This is a genomic window from Amycolatopsis sp. cmx-4-83 (assembly GCF_046548815.1).
In the GTDB taxonomy this organism is placed as follows: Bacteria; Actinomycetota; Actinomycetes; order Mycobacteriales; family Pseudonocardiaceae; genus Amycolatopsis; species Amycolatopsis pretoriensis_A.
The window spans coordinates 81,070-99,873 of record NZ_JAEBEF010000001.1 but is presented as its reverse complement, the minus strand read 5'-3'; the positions used below and the strand labels follow the sequence as shown (position 1 = coordinate 99,873).

Here is an 18,804-nt window from a genome sequence, read left to right as displayed (position 1 = left end):
TCGGAAGTCGTGACGGCAGCGCCTGAACGCCGGCCCGGATGCGGCCAACCGCTCGACGAACAGAAATCTCGGTACAACGCCCGGGTGCGGCCGTCAGCGCGACGACCGCGCCCGGGCTCGTTAATATCTGCGGGTGAGGTTCGACGACGACGCCGGCTTGGACGCTTCCGAAGTCCAGGACCTGCGCGGTAGCGGCGGTGGTGGCGGCGGCGGGATCGGCGGCCGGGTGGCACTGGGCGGTGGCGGGCTCGGCGTGGTGGGCCTGATCATCTACTTCGTGCTCTCCCAGCTCGGCGGGGTCAGCCTCGGCGGCGGCAGCGGGAGCGGCTTGAGCGGCGGGCTCGGCAGCGTCGGGTCCGGCCAGCAGGTCGACAACACGAAGCTGTCCAGCGAGTGCAAGACGGGCGCGGACGCGAACAAGAACCACGATTGCGCCATCGTCGCGATCGTCAACTCCGTCCAGGACTACTGGACGCAGCAGTTCGCGCGTTCCGGCTCGACCTACCAGAAGGCGCCCACCAAGTTCTTCAACGGCGGCGTGCGCACCGGCTGCGGCAGCGCCACCTCCGACACCGGCCCGTTCTACTGCCCGGCCGACTCCGACGTCTACATCGACCTGTCGTTCTTCGACGAGCTCAAGACGCGCTTCGGCGCGCAGGGCGGCCTCTTCACCGAGGCGTACGTGCTGGCCCACGAGTACGGCCACCACGTGCAGAACCTGCTCGGGACGTCGAAGAAGGGCACCGGCACCGGCCCGACGTCCGGTTCGGTGCGGCTCGAGCTGCAGGCCGACTGCTACGCCGGCGTCTGGGCCAACCACGCCTCGACGACGCCGACCGAGAGCGGCAAGCCGCTGATCACCGACGTCACCCAGGACGACGTCGCCTCCGCGCTGGACACCGCGTCCCGCATCGGCGACGACTACATCCAGGAGAAGCTCGGCGGCGGCCAGGTCGACCGCTCGAAGTTCACCCACGGCACGTCGGCGCAGCGCAAGAAGTGGTTCACCACCGGCTTCCAGACCGGCGAGCCCGCCCGCTGCGACACGTTCGGCACCAACAACCTGGGCTAAGACACGACGAAGGGGCCGTCCCGCGCTGGGACGGCCCCTTCGTCGTGTCTTACGCGGTCAGCGCGTGCGGGTCGCCGGCGACGGCGCGGGCGGAGAAGTTCCGCTGCGCACCGCGGTCGGCGGCCTTCTGCTTGGCCGTCTTGCTCTTGCCCGGCTGCACGCCGTTGATGCTCTCGGTGCTCGTCGCGTAGACGCCGAGGGCCCAGGCGAGGCCGTCCGCGTTGCGGTCCAGCGCGACCCGGTCGATGTTGCCCAGGTTGTCGCACGCCTGGTGGTAGCACGGGTCGAACGCGATGCCGGCCGTGCCGCCCCACTTCGCCGCCTGCGCCGGGGTCTTCAGCACCTCGGCGCCGGTGTCCAGGCCGCCGGCCGGGATGCCGACGGCGATGAACTCGCCGTAGTCCGAGCGGCCGGTGAAGTCGGTGCCCTCGAGGGACACGCCCCGCGCGGCCTGCATGAAGTCGACGAAGGTCTTCTCGATCTGCGCCGAGCCGTACGGGCCGGCACCCGCGCCGACGCCGTCGGAGTTGTCACCGTCGTAGGCGAAGTAGCCGGCGTTCGGCGAGCCGATCATGTCGAAGTTCAGGTACAGCGCGATGTCCAGCTGCTGCTCGAACGTCAGCTGGTCGACGTAGTAGGTCGAGCCGATCAGGCCGAACTCCTCCGCGCTCCAGAAGCCGAAGCGCACGCCGTTGCTGACCTTCGGGCTGCTCCCCAGCTGCAGCGCGGTCTCGAGCAGGGCCGCCGAGCCGCTGCCGTTGTCGTTGATGCCCGGGCCGGCCGGGACGCTGTCGAGGTGCGACCCCAGCATCACGACGTTGTCCTTGCGGCCGGTCTTGGTCTCGGCGATGACGTTGTAGCTGGTCCGCGCCTCCTGGAAGGTGCGCAGCTCCAGGGTCACCGGCTGCCCGGCGAGCGTCGTCAGCTGCGCGCCCGCGGCGGCCGTGACGCCCCCGGTCGGGATCTTCGCGTTCTCCGGGCCACCGAGCGTCCCGTTCAGGGCGCCGTCGGTGTTGTTGTAGACGATGGCGCCGATCGCGCCCGCCGCGGCGGCGGTCTGCTGCTTCTGCGCGAACGAGCAGCCGCCGCGCTTGATCAGCGCGATCTTGCCCGCGACGTCGGCGGGGTAGTCGGTGGCCTCGCAGCCGCTGGTGTCGTCGACCGAGATCACGGCGAGCGGCGCGGTGATGCCGCCGACGGGCGTCGAGACGGTGTACTCCATCGCGATGACCGAGACGTCCTGGCCACCCGCGGTCAGCTTCTCGGCCAGGGTTTCCGAGTAGGTGAACGGGAACTCCTGGCGGGTCACCTGGAAGCCGGCCGCCTCGAGCTTGGTGGCGATGTACTCGGCGGACTTCTTGTGGCCGTCGGTGCTCGCCGCCCGCGTGCCGCCGTTGGTGTCGGCGATCCGCTGAAGGGCGATCAGGTGCCGGTTGACACCGTTGACGTCGACCTTCTTGACGAGCTGCTTGGCGAGAGCGGGACCTTCGGGGACCGTGTTCGCGGCGGCGGCCGGGGTGAGGCCGAGCACCAGTGTCGCGCCGGCGGCCAGGGCCATCGGCGGGACGAATCTCTTTCGGAAGAGTGACATGGTTGCTCACCTTTGTTCCGAATGAGTAGTACGTCAATGCGTCATTCGGCGGGAAGTTCGGCGGCCGGTATACAGTCGACACATGTACGCGATCACCATCCGTGAACCAGGTGACCCGGACGTTCTCGAGTGGGCGGAGGTCGCGGACCCGCGTCCCGGCCCCGGCGAGGTGCTGCTGGACGTGGCCGCGAGCGCGGTGAACCGCGCCGACCTGCTGCAGCGCCAGGGCCACTACCCGCCGCCGCCCGGCGCGAGCGAAACCCTCGGCCTCGAGTGCTCGGGCACGATCGCGGAACTCGGCGAAGGCGTGACCGGCTGGAACGTCGGCGACGAGGTCTGCGCTCTGCTCTCCGGAGGCGGTTACGCGGAGAAGGCCGTCGTCCCGGCGGGGCAGCTGCTGCCGGTGCCGGGCGAGATCGACCTGCTCACCGCGGCCGCGTTGCCCGAGGTGGCCTGCACGGTGTGGGCGAACGTCGTCATGCACGCGAAGCTCCGCGAGGGCGAGACGTTCCTGGTCCACGGCGGCGCCGGCGGCATCGGCACGCACGCCATCCAGGTCGGCAAGGCGCTGGGCGCGACCGTCGCCGTCACCGCGGGTTCGGCCGAGCGGCTCGAGCGCTGCCGCCAGCTCGGCGCCGACATCACGATCAACTACAAGGAAGACGACTTCGTCGAGGTGCTCCACAAGGAGACCGGCGGCGCGGACGTCATCCTCGACAACATGGGCGCGTCCTACCTCAAGCGCAACGTCGACGCGCTGGCCGCCGACGGCCGCCTGGTGGTCATCGGCATGCAGGGCGGGGTCAAGGGCGAGCTGAACGTCGGCACGCTGCTCGGCAAGCGGGCTTCGGTGTTCGCGGCCGGCCTGCGGTTCCGCCCGCTGGACCAGAAGGCGGCGATCGTCGCCGACGTCCGTGAACGGCTGTGGCCGCTGGTTTCCGAGGGTGCGGTGAAGCCGATCGTCGGCCAGGTCGTGCCGATGGCCGAAGCCGCGTCCGCGCACCGCGCACTGGAAGAGGGCAGCGTGTTCGGGAAGATCCTGCTGGCGGCAAAATGACCAGCGGCGCGAAGCGCCTCCGTTGAGGGTGGTGGCGGGGAGGAAGGCGGAGCTAGCGGAGTTCTTCCAGCACGCGCACGAGCTGGTTGATCTCGAAGACGTTGGAGTAGTGGGCGAGCCCGATCCGCACGGCGCCGCCCACTTCCCCGACGCCGAGTGACGCGAAGACACCGGCCGCGCCGTCGTCGGCGAAGGCGCACAACCCCTGCGAGGCCAGGTACTCGGCGACCTCGGGCGCCTTCTTGCCGGCGACGGCGAAGGCGAGCGCGGGGATGCGGCGCATGGCGTTGCCGATGACCATGATGTGCCGCAGCGAAAGCAGTTCCGTGGACAGCTGGGCGAGCAGCCCGGCGTGGTACGACTTCGCGGAGCCGAGCGAGGTGACCAGCCGTTCGCGGCGCGAGCCGGACGCGGCGTCGTCGAGGCCGGCGAGGTAGTCGATCGACGCGATCAGCCCGGCCAGCAGCGGGTACGCATGCGGGCCGAGCTCGAGCCGGGCGGCGCCGCGCGCCGTCGGGTCGAGCGAGACGGACGCGATCCGCTCGATCAGTTCGGGGTCGCGGAAGACGAGCGCGCCCACCGACGGGCCGCCCCACGCCTGCGCGGAGACGACCATGACGTCGGCGCCGAGCGCGTTGATGTCCAGCGGCAGGAACGGTGCGGCGTAGGTGGCGTCGACGACGACGAGCGCGCCGACCCGCTTGGCGAACTCGATGATCGTCGGCACGTCCGGCCGCGTCCCGACGGACCCGGACGCGAGCGTGACCGCGACGGCCTTGGTGCGCGCCGACACGAGCTGCTCGTACTGCCACGCGGGGAGTTCGCACGTCTCGATGTCGATCTCGCCCCAGCGCACCACGGCGCCGACGCGCTTCGCGGCGCGCTGCCACGGCGCGAGGTTGGCTTGTTCGTCGAGCCTCGACACGACGACTTCGTCGCCGATCGTCCAGCGCTCGGCGAGCGAGTCGCAGAGCCGGCGCAGCATCACCGGTGCGCTGGGTCCGAGCACGACGGCGGCCGGGTCGGCCCCGACCAGGTCGGCCACGGCCCGGCGGGCCGCGGTCACGATGCTTTCCGCGCGTTGTGAGGCCGGAAACGCTCCGCCCGGCCCCGACACCGGGGCGCGCATCGCCGTGGAAACCGCCGAAGCGACCTGTTCCGGTACCAGCATTCCGGCGGCGCCGTCGAAGTGAATCCAGCCGTCACCCAGCGCGGGAAAGAGCCCACGGATACGAGCGACGTCGAACGCCATGGGGACACCGTACGGACGTGCGGTTTCGCCGTGCGCCCGGGGTTGGGTGGAGAGCCACCGCGAACCCCCGGAGCGGCTACGCTCGGAGACGGACACCCCGCGGGTGTCGCGGAGCGTGTCGAACGCAAGCCAGGATGGAGCACATGACCGAGCCGAACTTCACAGCCGGTGACGCTGACCAGGAATCTTCACCCCACGTGGTGGTCGTGGGCTCGGACGGCTCACCGCTGGAAGGCGCGGAGCACGCCGAGGCCGTGGGCGAGCTCATCGAAGAGCCGGCGAAGGTGATGCGGATCGGCACGATGATCAAGCAGCTCCTCGAAGAGGTCCGCGTGGCCCCGCTGGACGACGCGTCCCGCAACCGGGTGCGCGAGATCCACGAGACGTCGGTGAAGGAACTGGCGGCGTCGCTGGCGCCGGAGCTCCAGGACGAGCTGGAGCGGTTGGTGCGGCCGTTCACGGACGACCAGACGCCTTCGGACGCCGAGCTGCGGATCGCGCAGGCGCAGCTGGTGGGGTGGCTCGAGGGGCTGTTCAGCGGGATACAGACCGCGCTGTTCGCCCAGCAGATGGCGGCCCGGGTACAACTGGAGCAGATGCGGCGCGGGTTGCCGGCCGGCCCTTCGGCTGCGGGCGGGCCGGGGCACGAGGGTCATGGGCCGGGGATCTCGGGGACCGGTCAGTACCTCTGAGGTTTGTCGCGGGGTTGTCCACAGACCGGAGGGCCTGTGGACAACCCCTGTGGACAACTCGCTCAGGGCCGGTTTTGTCCGGGGCGCCGATAGACTGGACATGGGCACGCCCCCCTGGGGAGGGCGGGGGCTCGGTCGTGGGTTCCTGGGGCGGCCAGCAGCCGCGGGGCTGATCGAGGACCGCAGTCGTGGCCGCTGCACCCGAATGCGGGCAGACCCGTGCGGGAGCTCGGGCGGGGCCGAGGGCGGACAGCGCAGACGACGTCGCCAATGGGTCATTCGGGAACGTCCGGGGCCGCGAATGAGTCATTCGCGGTGGTCGTCACCGGCAGCTGCGGGGTTCGGATCGCGTGAACGACTCGTTCAGGTCGTCGGACGAGCTGAACGAGTCGTTCACTTCATCAAGCCGGCCATGAAGAGGTCGCGCCCGAATGCGGCGATCCCCGCGGGCGACCCGCGCGGGGCCGAGGCCGGGCGGCAGGCGCGAAGCCGCGAATGGGTCATTCGCGACCCGCACAGCCGGCGGCAGCGGGGCCCGGAGTCAGCGCAGTGAGCGCAAGAACGTCCGCAAGTCGCCGATCAGCGCGTCCGGTTCCTCCAACGCCGCGAAGTGCCCCCCACTCGGGAACTCCGTCCAGCGGACGATCTTGTCCGTTCGCTCCGCCAGTTCCCGGATCGGCAGCCCGATGTCGTCCGGGAACACCGCCACCGCCGTCGGGACCGTGTTCGCCGGCGGCGGGGCTCCCCAGCCGCCCGTCAAAGCCGCGTACAGCCGGGCCGACGAGTTCGCCGTCTCCGTGAACCAATAAATCGACACATCAGCCAGCAGGTCGTCGCGGTCGATCAAGTCCGCCGTCGTGTTCGAAAAGGAGCGGAACTTCTCCGCGATCCACGCCAGCTGGCCCGCCGGGGAGTCGTGCAGGCCGTACGCCAGGGTCTGCGGCTTCGTCGCCTGGATCATCGCGTAGCCCGTGCCCGACATCGAGAACGCCTGGCCCTTCTCCAGCGAACGCCGCCCCAGCGCCTGATCCGCCAGGCCCTCCAGATCGGCCGGAGTCCGGACCACCGCCGACGCCAGCATCGTCACGTGGATGCCCAGCAGGCGCGAAGGGAACTGGACCGCCAGCTCGCGCGAGATGATCGCGCCCCAGTCGCCGCCGTGGGCGGCGAAGCGCTCGTAACCCAGGGACGTCATCAGCGAAGCGAACGCCCTCGCCACGCGGTCCGGGCCCCAGTCCGGGGTCGGGGTCGGGCCCGAGAAGCCGTAGCCCGGGATCGACGGGACCACCACCGTCAGCGCGTCCACCGGGTCGCCGCCGTACGCGCGCGGGTCCGTCAGCGGCCCGATCACGTCCAGGAACTCCACGATCGAGCCCGGCCAGCCGTGCGTCAGCAGCACCGGCGTCGCCGACGGCTCCGGGGACACCACGTGCAGGAAGTGCACGTTCGTCCCGTCGATCGTCGTCGTGAACTGCGGGAACGCGTTCAGTCGCGCCTCCTGCGCCCGCCAGTCGAAGCCCGTCCGCCAGTACTCCGCCAGCTCGCGCACGTAGTCCACCGGCGCCCCGAGCCGCCAGCCGGTGTCGGCGGGCTGGTCGGGCCAGCGGGTGTTCGCCAGGCGGTTGCGGAGGTCGTCGAGGGCGGCCTGGGGGACGTCGATGCGGAACGGGGTGATCGTCATGCCTCAACGGTAGGAAGCACCGCGGACAGAACCGGTCCGCGATTCCACCGAATCCAGCACCCGATCCACGCCGAGGCCGTCCACTGTGGACGACGCCGTGGCCGACAGCGAGCGGCGGAGCGAGTCGTCCGAAAGCAGCGAGCGCACCACCTCCGTCACCGCGGGCAGGCGCGAAGCGAGGGACTCCGCCGGGCCGAGCCCGGCCGCCAGGCCCAGTTCGAGCGCCGCCCGGTAGCCCGGCTCCTGGTTGTCCACCAGCCGGACCGCCGCCGTCGGGACGCCGAGGCAGCACAGCTCCACGAACGTCACCCCGGACGCGCTCACCGCGACGTCGGTCGTCGCCAGGATGTCCAGCAGCGCCGGGCTCGGCGGGGACACCCGGATCGACTGCCCGGGGAGCAGCGAAGGCAGCGAAGGCTCTCCGCGCACCAAGGCGTCCGCCACGAACGGCAGCTCGGTATCGCGAAGCGCGCGAAGCAGCAACCCGACCGTCGCGGACCACTCCGCGCCGCCGCCCAGGACCACCGTGACGTGCAGCGGCGGCCCGGAAGGCGCCCGGCGCGTCTCCCGCACGACGTCCCGGAGCGGCGCGTACTCGATGCCGCGCAGCAGGACGTCCGAGCCGTCGTCGGGCCGGGGCGAAGGCGCGAAGCTCGAGTCCACGACGATGTCGGCGGGACGGCGGCCGAAGACGTCGTCCTCGATCGACACCAGCAGGGCGCCGGCCGCGTTGACCTCGGGCCGCACGTCGCCGAGGCCGTAGTGGTCGACGACGACCGCGTCGAACCCGGTCGCGTCGAACGCCACCCGCGGGACGCCCAGCTCGTCGAAGCGCGAGGCGAGCCATTCGGCGTTGTCGGCCCGGCCCGCGAAGGCGACCGAAAAGCCCCGCGCCACCGCCCGCTCGGCGTAGGCGACCATCCGTGCGATGTGGCCGGCGCCGATCGACGCCGACGCGTCCGCGCGCAGCAGCAGCCTCACGAACCGACCTTCTTCTGCTCGACGTGCGCGTTCAGCGCCACCAGGTCCGGCCGCGAACGCAGCAGCGCGACCACCGCCCGCCAGTCCCCGACGCCGTCACCCAGCGACGCCACCAAAGCGGACAGCAGCTCCCAGTCCTCGGCGGTGTCGAGCGTCACGCGCAGGTCGTCGGCGGCCGGGCTCACCACGACCCCGGCGCACGAATACCGCGTCGGCCGCGAGTAGATGCCCGAAGTCACGTGTTCGCGGTCCGCGCCGGAAGCGGTAGCGACCTGCTCCAGGAGCACGGACGCCCGCACCAGCTCGGCGTCGAAACCGCGAGGCAGCGTCCGGACCAGCGTCGTGCTGACGTAGTCGAGCGACGGCTGGGCGCGCCACAGGGTCGCGAGCTGGCCGATCAGCGCCGGGTCCAGCAGCGGGCAGTCCGCGGTGAGCCTGATCACGGCGTCCGCAGAGTGCTCGCGCAGCGCGACGGCGAACCGCTCGAGGACGTCGTCGAGCGGGCCACGCACGACAAGAGCTCCGCAGCGGGCGGCCTCGGCGGCGACGTCGTCGTCGGAGGCGTCCGAGGAGGTCGCGACCACCACCTGGTCGACGCCGGGAGCGGCCGCCGCGGCCCGGACGACCCAGCCCAGCACGCTGCGGCCGGCCAGCGGGCGCAGCACCTTGCCGGGCAGCCGGGTCGAGCTCGACCGGGCCTGGATGACGGCGTTGACCACGGGCGCTTCACGCATGGGTGACATGATGGCCGACGGCCACAGTCACCGAAACGCGGAGGTCAACGATGTCCGAGCTGGATGGCTCCAGCATCCTGCTCACCGGCGGGACCGGTTCCTTCGGCAAGGCGTTCATCGCGCACGCCCTCGCCGAACTGAACCCGAGCCGGCTGGTCGTGCTCTCCCGCGACGAGCTGAAGCAGTACGAGGCCCGGCAGTTGTTCGACGACGACCCGCGGCTGCGCTGGTTCATCGGCGACATCCGCGACCGCCGCCGGCTCGAGCGCGCCATGCACGGCGTCGACTACGTCGTGCACGCCGCCGCGCTCAAGCAGGTCGACACCGGTGAGTACAACCCGTTCGAATTCGTCCAGACCAACGTCGTGGGCTCGCAGAACGTGATCGAGGCCGCGATCGACACCGGCGTCAAGAAGGTCGTCGCGCTCTCGACCGACAAGGCGTCCAGCCCGATCAACCTCTACGGCGCCACGAAGCTGTGCGCCGACCGGATGTTCATCAGCGGCAACCACTACGCGGCCGCGCACGTGACGCGCTTCTCCGTGGTCCGCTACGGCAACGTGATGGGCTCGCGCGGCAGCGTCATCCCGTTCTTCCGGAAGCTGGCCGAAAAGGGCGAGTCGCTGCCGATCACGCACAAGGAGATGACCCGCTTCTGGATCACGCTCCCCCAGGCCGTGCGGTTCGTCGTCGACTCCTTCGACCAGATGCACGGCGGCGAGCTGTACGTGCCGCGGATCCCGAGCATGCGGCTGGTCGACCTGGCCCAGGCGATCGCGCCGGGCAGCGAGATGCACGAGGTCGGCATCCGCCCGGGCGAGAAGCTGCACGAGGAGATGATCGCCCCCGACGACGCGCGCCGGACGGTCAAGCTCGAGGACCGCTACGTCGTGCAGCCGCACCTCGCGGGCTGGGGCTACCAGGAGCCGGAAGGCGGGACGCCGATGCCGGAGGGCTTCGCCTACCGCTCGGACACCAACGACCTCTGGCTGAACCCCGAAGAGCTGCGCGACCTGGTCGAACAGCATGGCTGATTTCCTACCCTACGGCCGCCAGTCCATCAGCGACGAGGACATCCAAGCCGTCGTCGACGTCCTGCGCGGCGACTGGCTGACCACCGGGCCCGCGGTCCAGCAGTTCGAGAACGACCTCGCGGCGCACACCGGCGGGGCGCCCGCGGTCGCCGTGACGTCGGGGACCGCGGCCCTGCACGTGGCCTACGCGGCCGCCGCGATCAAGCCGGGCGACGAGGTCGTCACGAGCCCGATGACGTTCGTCGCGACCGCCGCGACGGCCGCGCTGCACGGCGCGAAGGTGGTCTTCGCCGACGTCGAACCGGACACCGGGAACCTCGACGTCGAGGCAGCGCGAGCCGCGGTGACCGAGCGCACGAAGGTCGTCGCCGCCGTCGACTACGCCGGCCACCCGGCCGAGCTGGACGCGCTCGGCGCACTCGCCCACGACGCGGGCGCGCTGCTCCTGGAAGACGCGGCGCACTCGGTCGGCGGGGCCTGGCAGGGCCGTCCGGTGGGCTCGATCGCCGACCTGACGACGTTCTCGTTCTTCCCGACCAAGAACCTCACCACGGCCGAAGGCGGCGCCGTCGTCACGACCGACGCGGCGCTGCTGGACCGGGCGCGGAAGTTCCGCAACCACGGCCTGGTCCGCGACCGCGCCGAGCAGCGCTACCCGGACGAGGGCGGCTGGCACCAGGAAGTCCACGAGTTCGGGCTGAACTACCGCCTGCCGGACGTCCTCTGCGCGCTCGGGTCCAGCCAGCTCACCCGGCTCGCGGAGTTCAAGAAGCGCCGCGCCGAGATCCACGCCCGGTACTCCGCGGCCCTGGCCGACGTCGACGGCGTGGCGACGCCGCCGAGCCGCCCCGGCGCCGACCCGGTGTGGCACCTGTACCCGCTGCGGGTCCTCGAAGGCCGCCGGAAGGCGCTGTTCGAGCACCTGCGCGGCGCCGGCATCGGCGTCCAGGTGAACTACATCCCGGCGTACTGGCACCCCGTGTTCGAGGACCTCGGCTACCGGCGGGGCCTCTGCCCGAACGCCGAGGCGTACTACGAGCAGGAGCTCTCGCTGCCGCTGTTCCCGGCGCTGACGGACGCCGACGTCGACCGCGTCGTCGACGCCGTGCGCGCGTTCTTCTAGAGCAGGTCCCAGGTCAGGGGCGTGCCCTTCGCGGCGTCGACGCGGAAGGTGCGCCCCACGACCTTGGTGATCTCGGCCGGGGCCAGGCCGCCCGCGGGCCGGATCGACCGGACGTTCGCCGCGGTGACCTCGTCCCCGGCGCGGACGTCCTCGACGACGTAGAGGGACCGGCGCAGCCGCAGCCCCTCTTTCTCGCTCTCCCGCGGGCCCAGGACGGGCTCGCCGAGGGCTTCCCACGCCCGGTGCGTCTCGGTCACCAGCGCGGCCAGCTCCGCCGGCTCCAGCGAGAACTCCGAGTCGACGCCGCCGTCGGCCCGCGCCAGCGTGACGTGCTTCTCGATGGCGACCGCGCCGAGCGCGACGGCAGCGACCGGCGCCCCGATGCCCGGCGTGTGGTCCGACAGCCCCACCAGCGTCTGCGTGAGGCCCGCCAGCAGCGGCAGCCCGCGCAGGTTGCTCTCCCGCGGGGACGCCGGGTAGCTCGCCGTGCAGCCGAGCACGATCAGCTGGTCGTTGCCGGCCTCTCGCGCGGTGCGCACGGCGGCGTCGATTTCGGCGACGTTCGCCATCCCGGTCGAGATGACCAGCGGCTTCCCGGTGCGCGCGCACAGCTCGATCAGCGGCAGGTCCACGATCTCCGACGACGCGATCTTGTACGCCGGCGCGTCCAGGGACTCCAGCAGCTCGACCGCCGTCGGGTCGAAGGGGCTGGAGAAGATTTCCAGGCCACGGGCGCGGGCGCGTTCGAACAGCGGCGCGTGCCACTCCCACGGCGTGTGGGCCTTTTCGTACAGTTTGTACAGGTTTTCCCCGCCCCACAGGGAGTGCGAGTCCCCGATCCGGAACGCCGGGGTGTCGACGTCGATGGTGATCGTGTCGGGGCGGTAGGTCTGCAGCTTGACCGCCTGCGCGCCGGTCTCGGCGATGGCGTCGATGATCGACAGCGCGCGGTCCAGGTCGCCGTTGTGGTTGCCGGACATCTCGGCGATGACGAACGGCGCGTGGCCGGGGCCGATCGTGTGCGCGCCGAACCGGATGTCGTGCATGGTGCCTCCCCGGGGTGGACTGCGGGTCAGCTCAGAGTCTTGCGCAGCTGCCGGAAGCCGCTGACGGCAGGCGCGGCTTCGGCGTACCCGGCGCGTTCGAAGAGCTTCCCCGAAGCCGCGTTGTCCTGGTGGACGGCGGCGAACACGGTCCGGACGCCGAGGCGGTCGCGGGCGGCCCGCTCGCCCTCGGCGAGCACGACCCCGGACAAGCCCCGGCCGCGGCTCTCGGGGGCGAGCGTGATGCTGACCTCCCAGCCGTCGCCGTCGCGCCGGTCGAACCGGACGGTGCCGACCGGCGCCTCTTCGTGCTCGACGACGAGCAGCAGCCGCGCCGGGTCGGCGAGCACCCCGCGCAGCCACGCGAGGTGCTCGGCCAGGGCCACCACGGCCGTCGAGCGCGACGACCGCCGTGTGCGCGGGTCGTTGCGCCAGCCCAGCAGCAGCTCGGCGTCCGCTTCGGTGGCTTCCCGGGCGTGCAAGCTACTGGGCGACGGGCTCTTCGACCCGGTCCTCGAGGCGGCGCAGCCGGTCCTCGTAGCGCGAGATGCCGGCCAGCCGGACGCGGATCTGGGCGTGCTGGCGCTGGATCTCCTCGATCAGCGTGCGGGCCTCGGCGACCTGGGGCGCGTCGCCGGTGGGCACGAGCGAAATCGACTCGCGGAGCGTCTCCAGGCGGCCCTCCTGCGCGGCCACGTGCGGGATCAGGCGGTCGAGCTCGGCACGGGCCCAGCGCAGGTCACCACGGGCCTGCTCCAGGTTGTGCTCGGCGCTGTCGAGCCGGCGCCGGTGGTCGGCGGTCGCGTGCTCGAGGTTGTTGACGCGGTCGGCGAGCGCGCGGGTGCGTTCGTCGACGCGGAAGTCGATCAGCCGGGCGATCCGGTCGACGAAGCCTCTGCCCAGTTTCTGCACAGCCATGGGTGGGTCCTTACGTGGAGGTGGGGACGCGCGTTCAGCGCAGGAGGGTGGTGTCGCCGGTCTTGGTCCAGGAGTCCAGCAGCCGCCCTTCGGCGGCGATCTGGTGCTCCGGCCCGACGATGCAGGAGTCGCCGGCGGCGTGCTCCCACGAGGTCTGGTCCGGGTTGTCGATGAACGAGAACCCGGTGAGCACGAGCTGCGCGGTCGGGAACGACGTCCGCGCGATCCACGCCGCGAGCGTGCCGGTGGTCGACCACGTCGGCTCGTCGCGCGTCGGCAGGCCCAGCGCGTCCGACAGCGGCAGCACGACCTCGCGGTTCGACACCGGGACCGCGCCGAGGTCGGCGGGCCACCAGCCCGGCAGGTCCTCCGGCTCCCAGTGCATGCGCCCGGGCTCCACCAGCAGGTAGAGGCGCCTGCGGTAGTCCTGGAAGACGTACGGGGTGGCCCGGATCGCCCGGTTGAACACCACGACGTGCGTCCGGGAGCCGACGACCTCCTCACCGGGCTTGTCGACGACGAAGCCGTTGACCCGGATGACCAGGTCGCACGCGTCGATCGCCTTCGCACGCTGGGGGTCGGGCGGGAGCGGCTGGTTGCCGACGACGGCCACCGAACGCGGGTCGGGCCGGTCGGCGTACGCCGCGAGCAGGTTGACCATCAGGCTCGCCGCGCCGAGAGCAGCAGTCATAAGCCGAGAAAGTACCAGCACAAAGGTCACCGGCCCCCGCGTATCGGCCACTCGGCTCTACCACAGCGGCGGGGTGGGCCGGACGCCGCTCATCCCATCGGTACCCTCGTCCACGTGCATGCCACCAGCACGGTTCAGGCCGCGAACTCATCCGTAGCGACGCCGGTGCCCCCGACGTCGGACAGCAAGACGTTCGCGCGCGCCTTCGCCGACATCAAGGCCGGTTTCTCCGCCCGCGAGCTGTGGGGTCACCTCGGCTGGCAGGACATCAAGCAGCGGTACCGCCGGTCGGTGATCGGGCCCTTCTGGATCACGATCAGCCAGGCGGTCCTCGCGCTCGGGCTCGGGCTGCTCTACTCGCAGCTGTTCAAGCTGCCCGTCGAGGTGTTCCTGCCCTACATCTCCACCGGCTTCATCATCTGGGGCTTCATCAGCGGCTGCCTGTCCGAGGGCATGGAAACGTTCATCACGAACGAGGGGCTGATCAAGCAGCTCCCGGCACCGCTGAGCGTCTACATGCTGCGCACGGTGTGGCGGCAGACGCTGATGCTGGCCCACAACATGATCGTCTACGTGGTCGTACTGGTGATCTTCTTCGGCGCCCTCAGCAAGCAGTACTCGCTGCTGGGCAACGGCCTGTGCATCCCCGACCACATCTGTCACCCCGGCCTCAGCTGGAACATCCTGCTGGCCATCCCCGGTTTCCTGCTCCTGGCGGTCAACGCCGCCTGGGTGACCCTGCTGTTCGGCATCATCTCGACCCGCTTCCGCGACATCCCGCAGGTGATCAACTCGCTGATCCAGCTGCTGTTCTACGGCACGCCGATCGTCTGGCCGGTGGACCAGCTGATGAGCGGCGGATCCCGGGAAGGCGTTTCGTGGATCCTGCCGATCGTGAAGGCGAACCCGCTCTACCACTTCATGCAGGTGGTCCGCGCGCCGTTGCTGGGCCAGGAGTTCTCCGTGGAGAACTGGATCGTGGTCGGTGCCATCACCGTCGTCGGGTGGGCGCTCGCGCTCGTCGCGATGCGCAATTACCGTGCCCGCGTCTCCTATTGGGTGTGACACATGGTTTCCATTGACGTTCACAACGCGTACGTCGACTTCCCGATCTTCGATGCGAAGACGCGGTCGATGAAGAAGCAGGTCCTCGGCAAGGTCGGCGGCAAGATCGGCACCGACACCAAGGTCCCGATCATCGAAGCCCTGCACGACGTGACACTCAACCTGCGGGAAGGCGACCGCGTCGGGCTGGTCGGGCACAACGGCGCCGGCAAGTCCACGCTGCTGCGGCTGCTCGCCGGGATCTACGAGCCGACCCGCGGCTCGTCGCGGATCAAGGGCAAGATCGCACCGGTCTTCGACCTCGGCATCGGCATGGACCCGGAGATCTCCGGCGTCGAGAACATCATCATCCGCGGCCTCTTCCTCGGCATGACCGCCAAGGAGATGGAGAAGCGGGTCGACGACATCGCGGAGTTCACCGAACTCGGCGACTACCTCCAGATGCCGCTGCGGACGTACTCCACGGGCATGCGCGTGCGGCTCGCACTGGGCGTCGTCACGTCGATCGACCCGGAGATCCTGATCCTCGACGAGGGCATCGGCGCGGTCGACGCGGCGTTCCTCAACAAGGCGCGCGACCGCCTCAAGGACCTCGTGAAGCGCTCGGGCATCCTGGTGTTCGCCAGCCACTCCGACGAGTTCCTGTTCGAGCTGTGCGACTCGGCGATCTGGATGGACGAAGGTCACCTCAAGCAGCAGGGCTCGCTGCGCGACGTCCTCACCGGGTACAAGGGCCGCGACCCGTTCGCGGACATGAGCAAGGAAACGCTGCAGCGCCTCGGCATCGAGCCGGTGGCGACGACGAACGGCGGCGAATGATGGTCAGCGAGACCCGGCAGCTGCCCGACGGCGCGGTCGTCGGCGTGGTCGTCACGCGGCACCGGCGCGAGCTGCTCGCGGACTCGCTGAAGGTCATCGCGGCCCAGACGCGGCCGGTCGACCACCTCGTGGTGGTCGACAACGGGCCGGACGACTCGGCCCGCGAAGTCGTCGAGAACTACCCGCTGCCGAGCACGTACCTGCCGTCGCACCGCAACCTCGGCGGCGCCGGCGGGTTCGCGCTGGGCATGCTGCACGCGCTTTCGCTGGGCGCGGAGTGGGTCTGGCTGGCCGACGACGACGGGCGCCCGGCCGACGAGAACGTGCTCGCGATCCTGCTGGAGGAAGCGGAAAAGCGCGGGCTGGCCGAGATTTCGCCGGTGGTGTCCAACATCGACGCCCCGGACAAGCTCGCGTTCCCGCTGCGCCGCGGCCTGACGTGGAAGCGGTCGCAGTCCGAGCTGGGCGTGGACTTCCTGCCCGGCATTGCTTCCCTGATGAACGGCGCGCTCTTCCGGGCGTCCACTTTGGACGTCGTCGGCGTGCCGGACCTGCGCCTGTTCTTCCGCGGCGACGAGGTCGAGCTGCACCGGCGGCTGGCCCGCTCGGGGCTGCCGTTCGGCACGTCGCTGAAGACGAAGTACCTGCACCCGGACGGCTCGGACGAGTTCAAGCCGATGCTGGGCGGCAAGTTCCACGCGCAGGACCCGGAGAACGAGGTCAAGCGGTACTACACCTACCGCAACCGCGGGTACCTGTTGTCCCAGCCGGGGATGCGCAAGATCGGCGCGCTGGAGATCGTCCGGTTCGGACTGTACTTCGTGGGCGTGAAGCGGGACCCGAAGGCGTTCCTGCAGTGGCTGAAGCTGGTCCGCCAGGGCCGCGCGGAGAAGTTCTTCCGCTACTGAGTTCTATCCGACGAAAAAGGGCCCCCTCGCGGGGGCCCTTTTTCGTGCGTCTCTATTCGCCGATGACGGGCGGCGCGGTACGCAGGTCGGTGCCGAAGACCTCGTCGGGGTCACCCTCGACCAGGTACGTCGGGCGCGAGTGCTCGGTGTCCTCGTCACCCTCGCCCTTCTGGCCACGGCCCATGGCACCGCCGGCGCCCATCCCGCCACGACCGGCCGCGCCACCCGAGCCGAGCCCGCCCATGCCGCGTCCGGCAGCGGCTTCGGCCGCCCCGATCCCACCGGGCCGCGCGGCCCCCGAGGCGGCACCCGCGCCGGTCGCGCTGCCGGCCCCCGAGCCACCGGGCCCGAACCCACCGGCCCCGCGGCCGCCACCGCCGCCGACCTTGGAGTTGTAGGCCTCGTCCCCGCCGAAGTTCATCCCGCCGCCCATCGGCATCGGGCTCATCGGCGGCATGCCCCCGAACTGCTGGTTCGGGTTCCCCGTCGACCCGCCGGGGACCGAACCGGGCGTGAAGCCCGACGGCGTGGTCGTACCGGCCGGCAGCAGCCCGGCGCCGGTGGTCGAGCCGGGCCCGGAGAACTGCGGCGTCCCGGTGGTGCCGGGGATGTTGCCGGTGGTGCCGGGGATGTTGCCGGTGGTGAAGTTGTTGGTGCCGCCACCCGGCATGTTCACCGAGTGCCCACCCGGCGTGTTCACGCCCGACGGGGTGTTGATGCCGTTCTTGTCCCCGGTCCCGTTGGGGTCGTCGCTGCCCCCACCGGTGCTGAAGCTGGGCGGAGGCGCGAAGGCGGGCTGCTTCGACGCGGCCTCGTAGAGGTTCTTGTCGTAGGTCGCCATGACCCCGGCGGCCTGGTCGTGCGCCGCCTGGCTGTCCTTCTGCTTCTGGATCGACTTGTCGACGTTGTCGGCCAGGTTGAAGGGGTTCGAGGTCGCCCAGGAGCCGAACTCGTCCTTCCAGCTGAACGGAATGGGCGCCGGCATGGAGTTCTTCGCCGTCGACGCGGCCTGCCCCTGGTCGTAGATGGTCTCCGAGGCGAGCTTCGCGTTCTGCGAGTTGGCATCGGACCACTTGGCAAGGCTGGTGAAGTACTGCTGCGCGTTCTCGGCCGCGGCGCCTTCCCAGGTGCCCTTGGAGGCGTTGACGGCGGTGTTCATCGACTGGGCGAACTTGTCGAAGACCTGGTGGACCTCGTGGTAGGCGGTCGAAACGCCGGAGACCTGCTCGACGTCGAGGTTGCTCTCCAGGTACTCCTTGAGCAGCTCGTGCTTGCTGCCCTTGTAGTCCGCGTTCGGCGCGTGCAGCCCCTGGACGTATTCGACCTTGCGGCCGTCGGTGGCGGCCTTGATGTTCTTTTGGCTGATCTGCTTTTCCTGGTTCTCCGCGTCGATCTGCGCGAAGAATCTCTGGATGTAGCCGAACAACCCACTGCCGGGGCCGTAGCCCTCCTCATTCACCTTGTGCATGAGGTACTCGTGGCGCTCCTGCGGTGGCATGGCCTCGATTTTTGCCACCGGCAGATCGGGAGTCCGCGGGAACTTTCCTGTTGTCGTCATCTGAACTCCCCTTACGCCTTGGGCAGTTTCGGCTCGACGGTCTTTTCGGCCAGGTCTTTGGCGATCTGGCAGGCCTTTTCGACGGTGTTGAGGGCGGTCGCGTTCACGTCGACCCGCGCGTTGTCGCCCACCCCGAGGGCGACGGTGCAGCCCAGCGGCGCGTCGCTCGACGCCTCCTTCGCCGCGCGGCCGTTCACCTGGAGGTCCTGCACCCCGTTGCCCGTGTCGTTGACCGAGGCGAGCGGAGCGGTGTCGCGGATGGCGACGCTGAGAATCATGCCCTCTTCGCTCGGATCGGTGATCTTGTGCTGGTAGCTGCAGACCCGGGCACCCCCGAGCTTCTTTTCGGTGGCGGGCTCGAAAGACGAGGCGTAGCCGCTGACATCAGCCGCGGTGAGCAAGGTGCACGGTTGCAGGGAATCGGTGGAAGCACCACCCGGGGCGGCCGAGCTCGAGTTCTCGCTCGACGGCGCGGCAGACTCCGAACCGGCCGGCGAAGCGGTTCCCGGCTGGACAGTCGTGCAACCGGCCAGCAGCAAGGCACCGGCGGCGAGGGGCAGGGTGACCCGGGCGAGGAGTTTCATC

The 18,804-nt window shown here is 70.5% G+C and carries 19 protein-coding genes; 8 read left to right on the top strand and 11 right to left on the bottom strand.

Going from position 1 to position 18,804, the window contains the following annotated elements:
• Positions 1-133: 133 nt before the first annotated feature.
• Positions 134-1,072 carry a neutral zinc metallopeptidase gene (locus tag ACLJQM_RS00485; protein ID WP_247015805.1) on the top strand — a complete coding sequence of 313 codons (939 nt, stop codon included), beginning with the start codon at positions 134-136 and terminating at the stop codon, positions 1,070-1,072.
• Positions 1,073-1,121: 49 nt separating this feature from the next.
• Here the strand turns inward: ACLJQM_RS00485 and ACLJQM_RS00480 are convergent, their stop codons facing one another.
• Complete coding sequence (locus tag ACLJQM_RS00480; protein WP_410629599.1) at positions 1,122-2,663, bottom strand: M28 family metallopeptidase; 1,542 nt, start codon at positions 2,661-2,663, stop codon at positions 1,122-1,124.
• 82 nt (positions 2,664-2,745) lie between these two features.
• On the opposite strand from ACLJQM_RS00480, the gene ACLJQM_RS00475 reads away from it, so the two are divergent.
• On the top strand, positions 2,746-3,720 hold the full coding sequence (locus ACLJQM_RS00475) for an NAD(P)H-quinone oxidoreductase (RefSeq protein WP_410629597.1): 975 nt from the start codon (positions 2,746-2,748) through the stop codon (positions 3,718-3,720).
• A 52-nt stretch (positions 3,721-3,772) separates the two neighbouring features.
• Here ACLJQM_RS00475 and ACLJQM_RS00470 read toward each other — a convergent pair whose 3' ends face one another.
• On the bottom strand, positions 3,773-4,972 hold the full coding sequence (locus ACLJQM_RS00470) for a cysteine desulfurase-like protein (protein WP_247015811.1): 1,200 nt from the start codon (positions 4,970-4,972) through the stop codon (positions 3,773-3,775).
• Between the two features lie 134 nt (positions 4,973-5,106).
• On the opposite strand from ACLJQM_RS00470, the gene ACLJQM_RS00465 reads away from it, so the two are divergent.
• Entirely contained in the window at positions 5,107-5,664 is a 558-nt protein-coding gene (locus ACLJQM_RS00465) for a bacterial proteasome activator family protein (protein ID WP_410629595.1), read from the top strand.
• A gap of 541 nt (positions 5,665-6,205) precedes the next feature.
• Here ACLJQM_RS00465 and ACLJQM_RS00460 read toward each other — a convergent pair.
• From ACLJQM_RS00460 to ACLJQM_RS00450, 3 genes are read right to left on the bottom strand one after another with little or no spacing between them, the layout of a single operon-like run.
• On the bottom strand, positions 6,206-7,345 hold the full coding sequence (locus ACLJQM_RS00460; protein ID WP_410629593.1) for an epoxide hydrolase family protein: 1,140 nt from the start codon (positions 7,343-7,345) through the stop codon (positions 6,206-6,208).
• Between the two features lie 3 nt (positions 7,346-7,348).
• Positions 7,349-8,326: a spore coat protein gene (locus tag ACLJQM_RS00455; RefSeq protein WP_360774891.1), complete on the bottom strand. Its 978-nt coding sequence runs from the start codon at positions 8,324-8,326 to the stop codon at positions 7,349-7,351.
• Positions 8,323-9,069, bottom strand: coding sequence for a cytidylyltransferase domain-containing protein (locus ACLJQM_RS00450; RefSeq protein ID WP_410629591.1), 747 nt, complete (start codon positions 9,067-9,069; stop codon positions 8,323-8,325). The genes ACLJQM_RS00455 and ACLJQM_RS00450 overlap by 4 nt, the downstream gene beginning before the upstream one ends.
• 41 nt (positions 9,070-9,110) lie before the next feature.
• Here ACLJQM_RS00450 and pseB point away from each other — a divergent pair, with 41 nt between their 5' ends.
• The gene (pseB, locus tag ACLJQM_RS00445; RefSeq protein WP_247015821.1) at positions 9,111-10,094 is read left to right on the top strand and encodes a UDP-N-acetylglucosamine 4,6-dehydratase (inverting); all 984 of its coding nucleotides are present in this window, start codon (positions 9,111-9,113) and stop codon (positions 10,092-10,094) included.
• Positions 10,087-11,217, top strand: a complete 1,131-nt coding sequence (pseC, locus tag ACLJQM_RS00440; protein WP_410629588.1) for a UDP-4-amino-4,6-dideoxy-N-acetyl-beta-L-altrosamine transaminase — start codon at positions 10,087-10,089, stop codon at positions 11,215-11,217. Before pseB ends, pseC begins: the two co-directional genes overlap by 8 nt.
• On the opposite strand, the gene pseI is transcribed toward pseC, so the two are convergent.
• From pseI to ACLJQM_RS00420, 4 genes are read right to left on the bottom strand one after another with little or no spacing between them, the layout of a single operon-like run.
• Positions 11,214-12,263, bottom strand: a complete 1,050-nt coding sequence (gene pseI / locus ACLJQM_RS00435) for a pseudaminic acid synthase (protein WP_410629586.1) — start codon at positions 12,261-12,263, stop codon at positions 11,214-11,216. The two genes, pseC and pseI, sit on opposite strands and share 4 nt — an antisense overlap.
• Positions 12,264-12,289: 26 nt before the next feature.
• Positions 12,290-12,742: a GNAT family N-acetyltransferase gene (locus tag ACLJQM_RS00430; RefSeq protein ID WP_410629584.1), complete on the bottom strand. Its 453-nt coding sequence runs from the start codon at positions 12,740-12,742 to the stop codon at positions 12,290-12,292.
• A gap of 1 nt (position 12,743) precedes the next feature.
• The gene (locus ACLJQM_RS00425) at positions 12,744-13,178 is read right to left on the bottom strand and encodes a hypothetical protein (protein WP_247015829.1); all 435 of its coding nucleotides are present in this window, start codon (positions 13,176-13,178) and stop codon (positions 12,744-12,746) included.
• Positions 13,179-13,212: 34 nt separating this feature from the next.
• Positions 13,213-13,839 (bottom strand): glycosyltransferase family 29 protein, encoded by a 627-nt coding sequence (locus ACLJQM_RS00420; RefSeq protein WP_247025402.1) that lies wholly within the window; start codon positions 13,837-13,839, stop codon positions 13,213-13,215.
• Between the two features lie 144 nt (positions 13,840-13,983).
• Between ACLJQM_RS00420 and ACLJQM_RS00415 the strand changes: the two genes are divergently transcribed.
• Genes ACLJQM_RS00415 through ACLJQM_RS00405 form a run of 3 tightly spaced genes read left to right on the top strand, consistent with a single transcriptional unit; the run spans position 13,984 to position 16,661 of the window.
• Positions 13,984-14,934, top strand: a complete 951-nt coding sequence (locus ACLJQM_RS00415) for an ABC transporter permease (RefSeq protein WP_247015831.1) — start codon at positions 13,984-13,986, stop codon at positions 14,932-14,934.
• Between the two features lie 3 nt (positions 14,935-14,937).
• Positions 14,938-15,753: an ABC transporter ATP-binding protein gene (locus tag ACLJQM_RS00410; protein WP_410629582.1), complete on the top strand. Its 816-nt coding sequence runs from the start codon at positions 14,938-14,940 to the stop codon at positions 15,751-15,753.
• The gene (locus ACLJQM_RS00405; RefSeq protein ID WP_247025404.1) at positions 15,753-16,661 is read left to right on the top strand and encodes a glycosyltransferase; all 909 of its coding nucleotides are present in this window, start codon (positions 15,753-15,755) and stop codon (positions 16,659-16,661) included. The genes ACLJQM_RS00410 and ACLJQM_RS00405 overlap by 1 nt, the downstream gene beginning before the upstream one ends.
• Before the next feature lie 52 nt (positions 16,662-16,713).
• Here ACLJQM_RS00405 and ACLJQM_RS00400 read toward each other — a convergent pair whose 3' ends face one another.
• Positions 16,714-18,159 carry a hypothetical protein gene (locus tag ACLJQM_RS00400; protein WP_410629580.1) on the bottom strand — a complete coding sequence of 482 codons (1,446 nt, stop codon included), beginning with the start codon at positions 18,157-18,159 and terminating at the stop codon, positions 16,714-16,716.
• Between the two features lie 71 nt (positions 18,160-18,230).
• Complete coding sequence (locus ACLJQM_RS00395; RefSeq protein WP_410629578.1) at positions 18,231-18,803, bottom strand: DUF3558 domain-containing protein; 573 nt, start codon at positions 18,801-18,803, stop codon at positions 18,231-18,233.
• Position 18,804: the final 1 nt, after the last annotated feature.

Bases quoted from the DNA above. Each gene is read 5' to 3' on its own strand.
- ACLJQM_RS00480 (WP_410629599.1), bottom strand. From the start codon at position 2,663: ATGTCACTCTTCCGAAAGAGATTCGTCCCGCCGATGGCCCTGGCCGCC.
- ACLJQM_RS00475 (WP_410629597.1), top strand. From the start codon at position 2,746: ATGTACGCGATCACCATCCGTGAACCAGGTGACCCGGACGTTCTCGAG.
- ACLJQM_RS00470 (WP_247015811.1), bottom strand. From the start codon at position 4,972: ATGGCGTTCGACGTCGCTCGTATCCGTGGGCTCTTTCCCGCGCTGGGT.
- ACLJQM_RS00465 (WP_410629595.1), top strand. From the start codon at position 5,107: ATGGAGCACATGACCGAGCCGAACTTCACAGCCGGTGACGCTGACCAG.
- ACLJQM_RS00460 (WP_410629593.1), bottom strand. From the start codon at position 7,345: ATGACGATCACCCCGTTCCGCATCGACGTCCCCCAGGCCGCCCTCGAC.
- ACLJQM_RS00450 (WP_410629591.1), bottom strand. From the start codon at position 9,069: ATGTCACCCATGCGTGAAGCGCCCGTGGTCAACGCCGTCATCCAGGCC.
- pseB (WP_247015821.1), top strand. From the start codon at position 9,111: ATGTCCGAGCTGGATGGCTCCAGCATCCTGCTCACCGGCGGGACCGGT.
- pseC (WP_410629588.1), top strand. From the start codon at position 10,087: ATGGCTGATTTCCTACCCTACGGCCGCCAGTCCATCAGCGACGAGGAC.
- pseI (WP_410629586.1), bottom strand. From the start codon at position 12,263: ATGCACGACATCCGGTTCGGCGCGCACACGATCGGCCCCGGCCACGCG.
- ACLJQM_RS00425 (WP_247015829.1), bottom strand. From the start codon at position 13,178: ATGGCTGTGCAGAAACTGGGCAGAGGCTTCGTCGACCGGATCGCCCGG.
- ACLJQM_RS00420 (WP_247025402.1), bottom strand. From the start codon at position 13,839: ATGGTCAACCTGCTCGCGGCGTACGCCGACCGGCCCGACCCGCGTTCG.
- ACLJQM_RS00410 (WP_410629582.1), top strand. From the start codon at position 14,938: ATGGTTTCCATTGACGTTCACAACGCGTACGTCGACTTCCCGATCTTC.
- ACLJQM_RS00405 (WP_247025404.1), top strand. From the start codon at position 15,753: ATGGTCAGCGAGACCCGGCAGCTGCCCGACGGCGCGGTCGTCGGCGTG.
- ACLJQM_RS00400 (WP_410629580.1), bottom strand. From the start codon at position 18,159: ATGCCACCGCAGGAGCGCCACGAGTACCTCATGCACAAGGTGAATGAG.
- ACLJQM_RS00395 (WP_410629578.1), bottom strand. From the start codon at position 18,803: ATGAAACTCCTCGCCCGGGTCACCCTGCCCCTCGCCGCCGGTGCCTTG.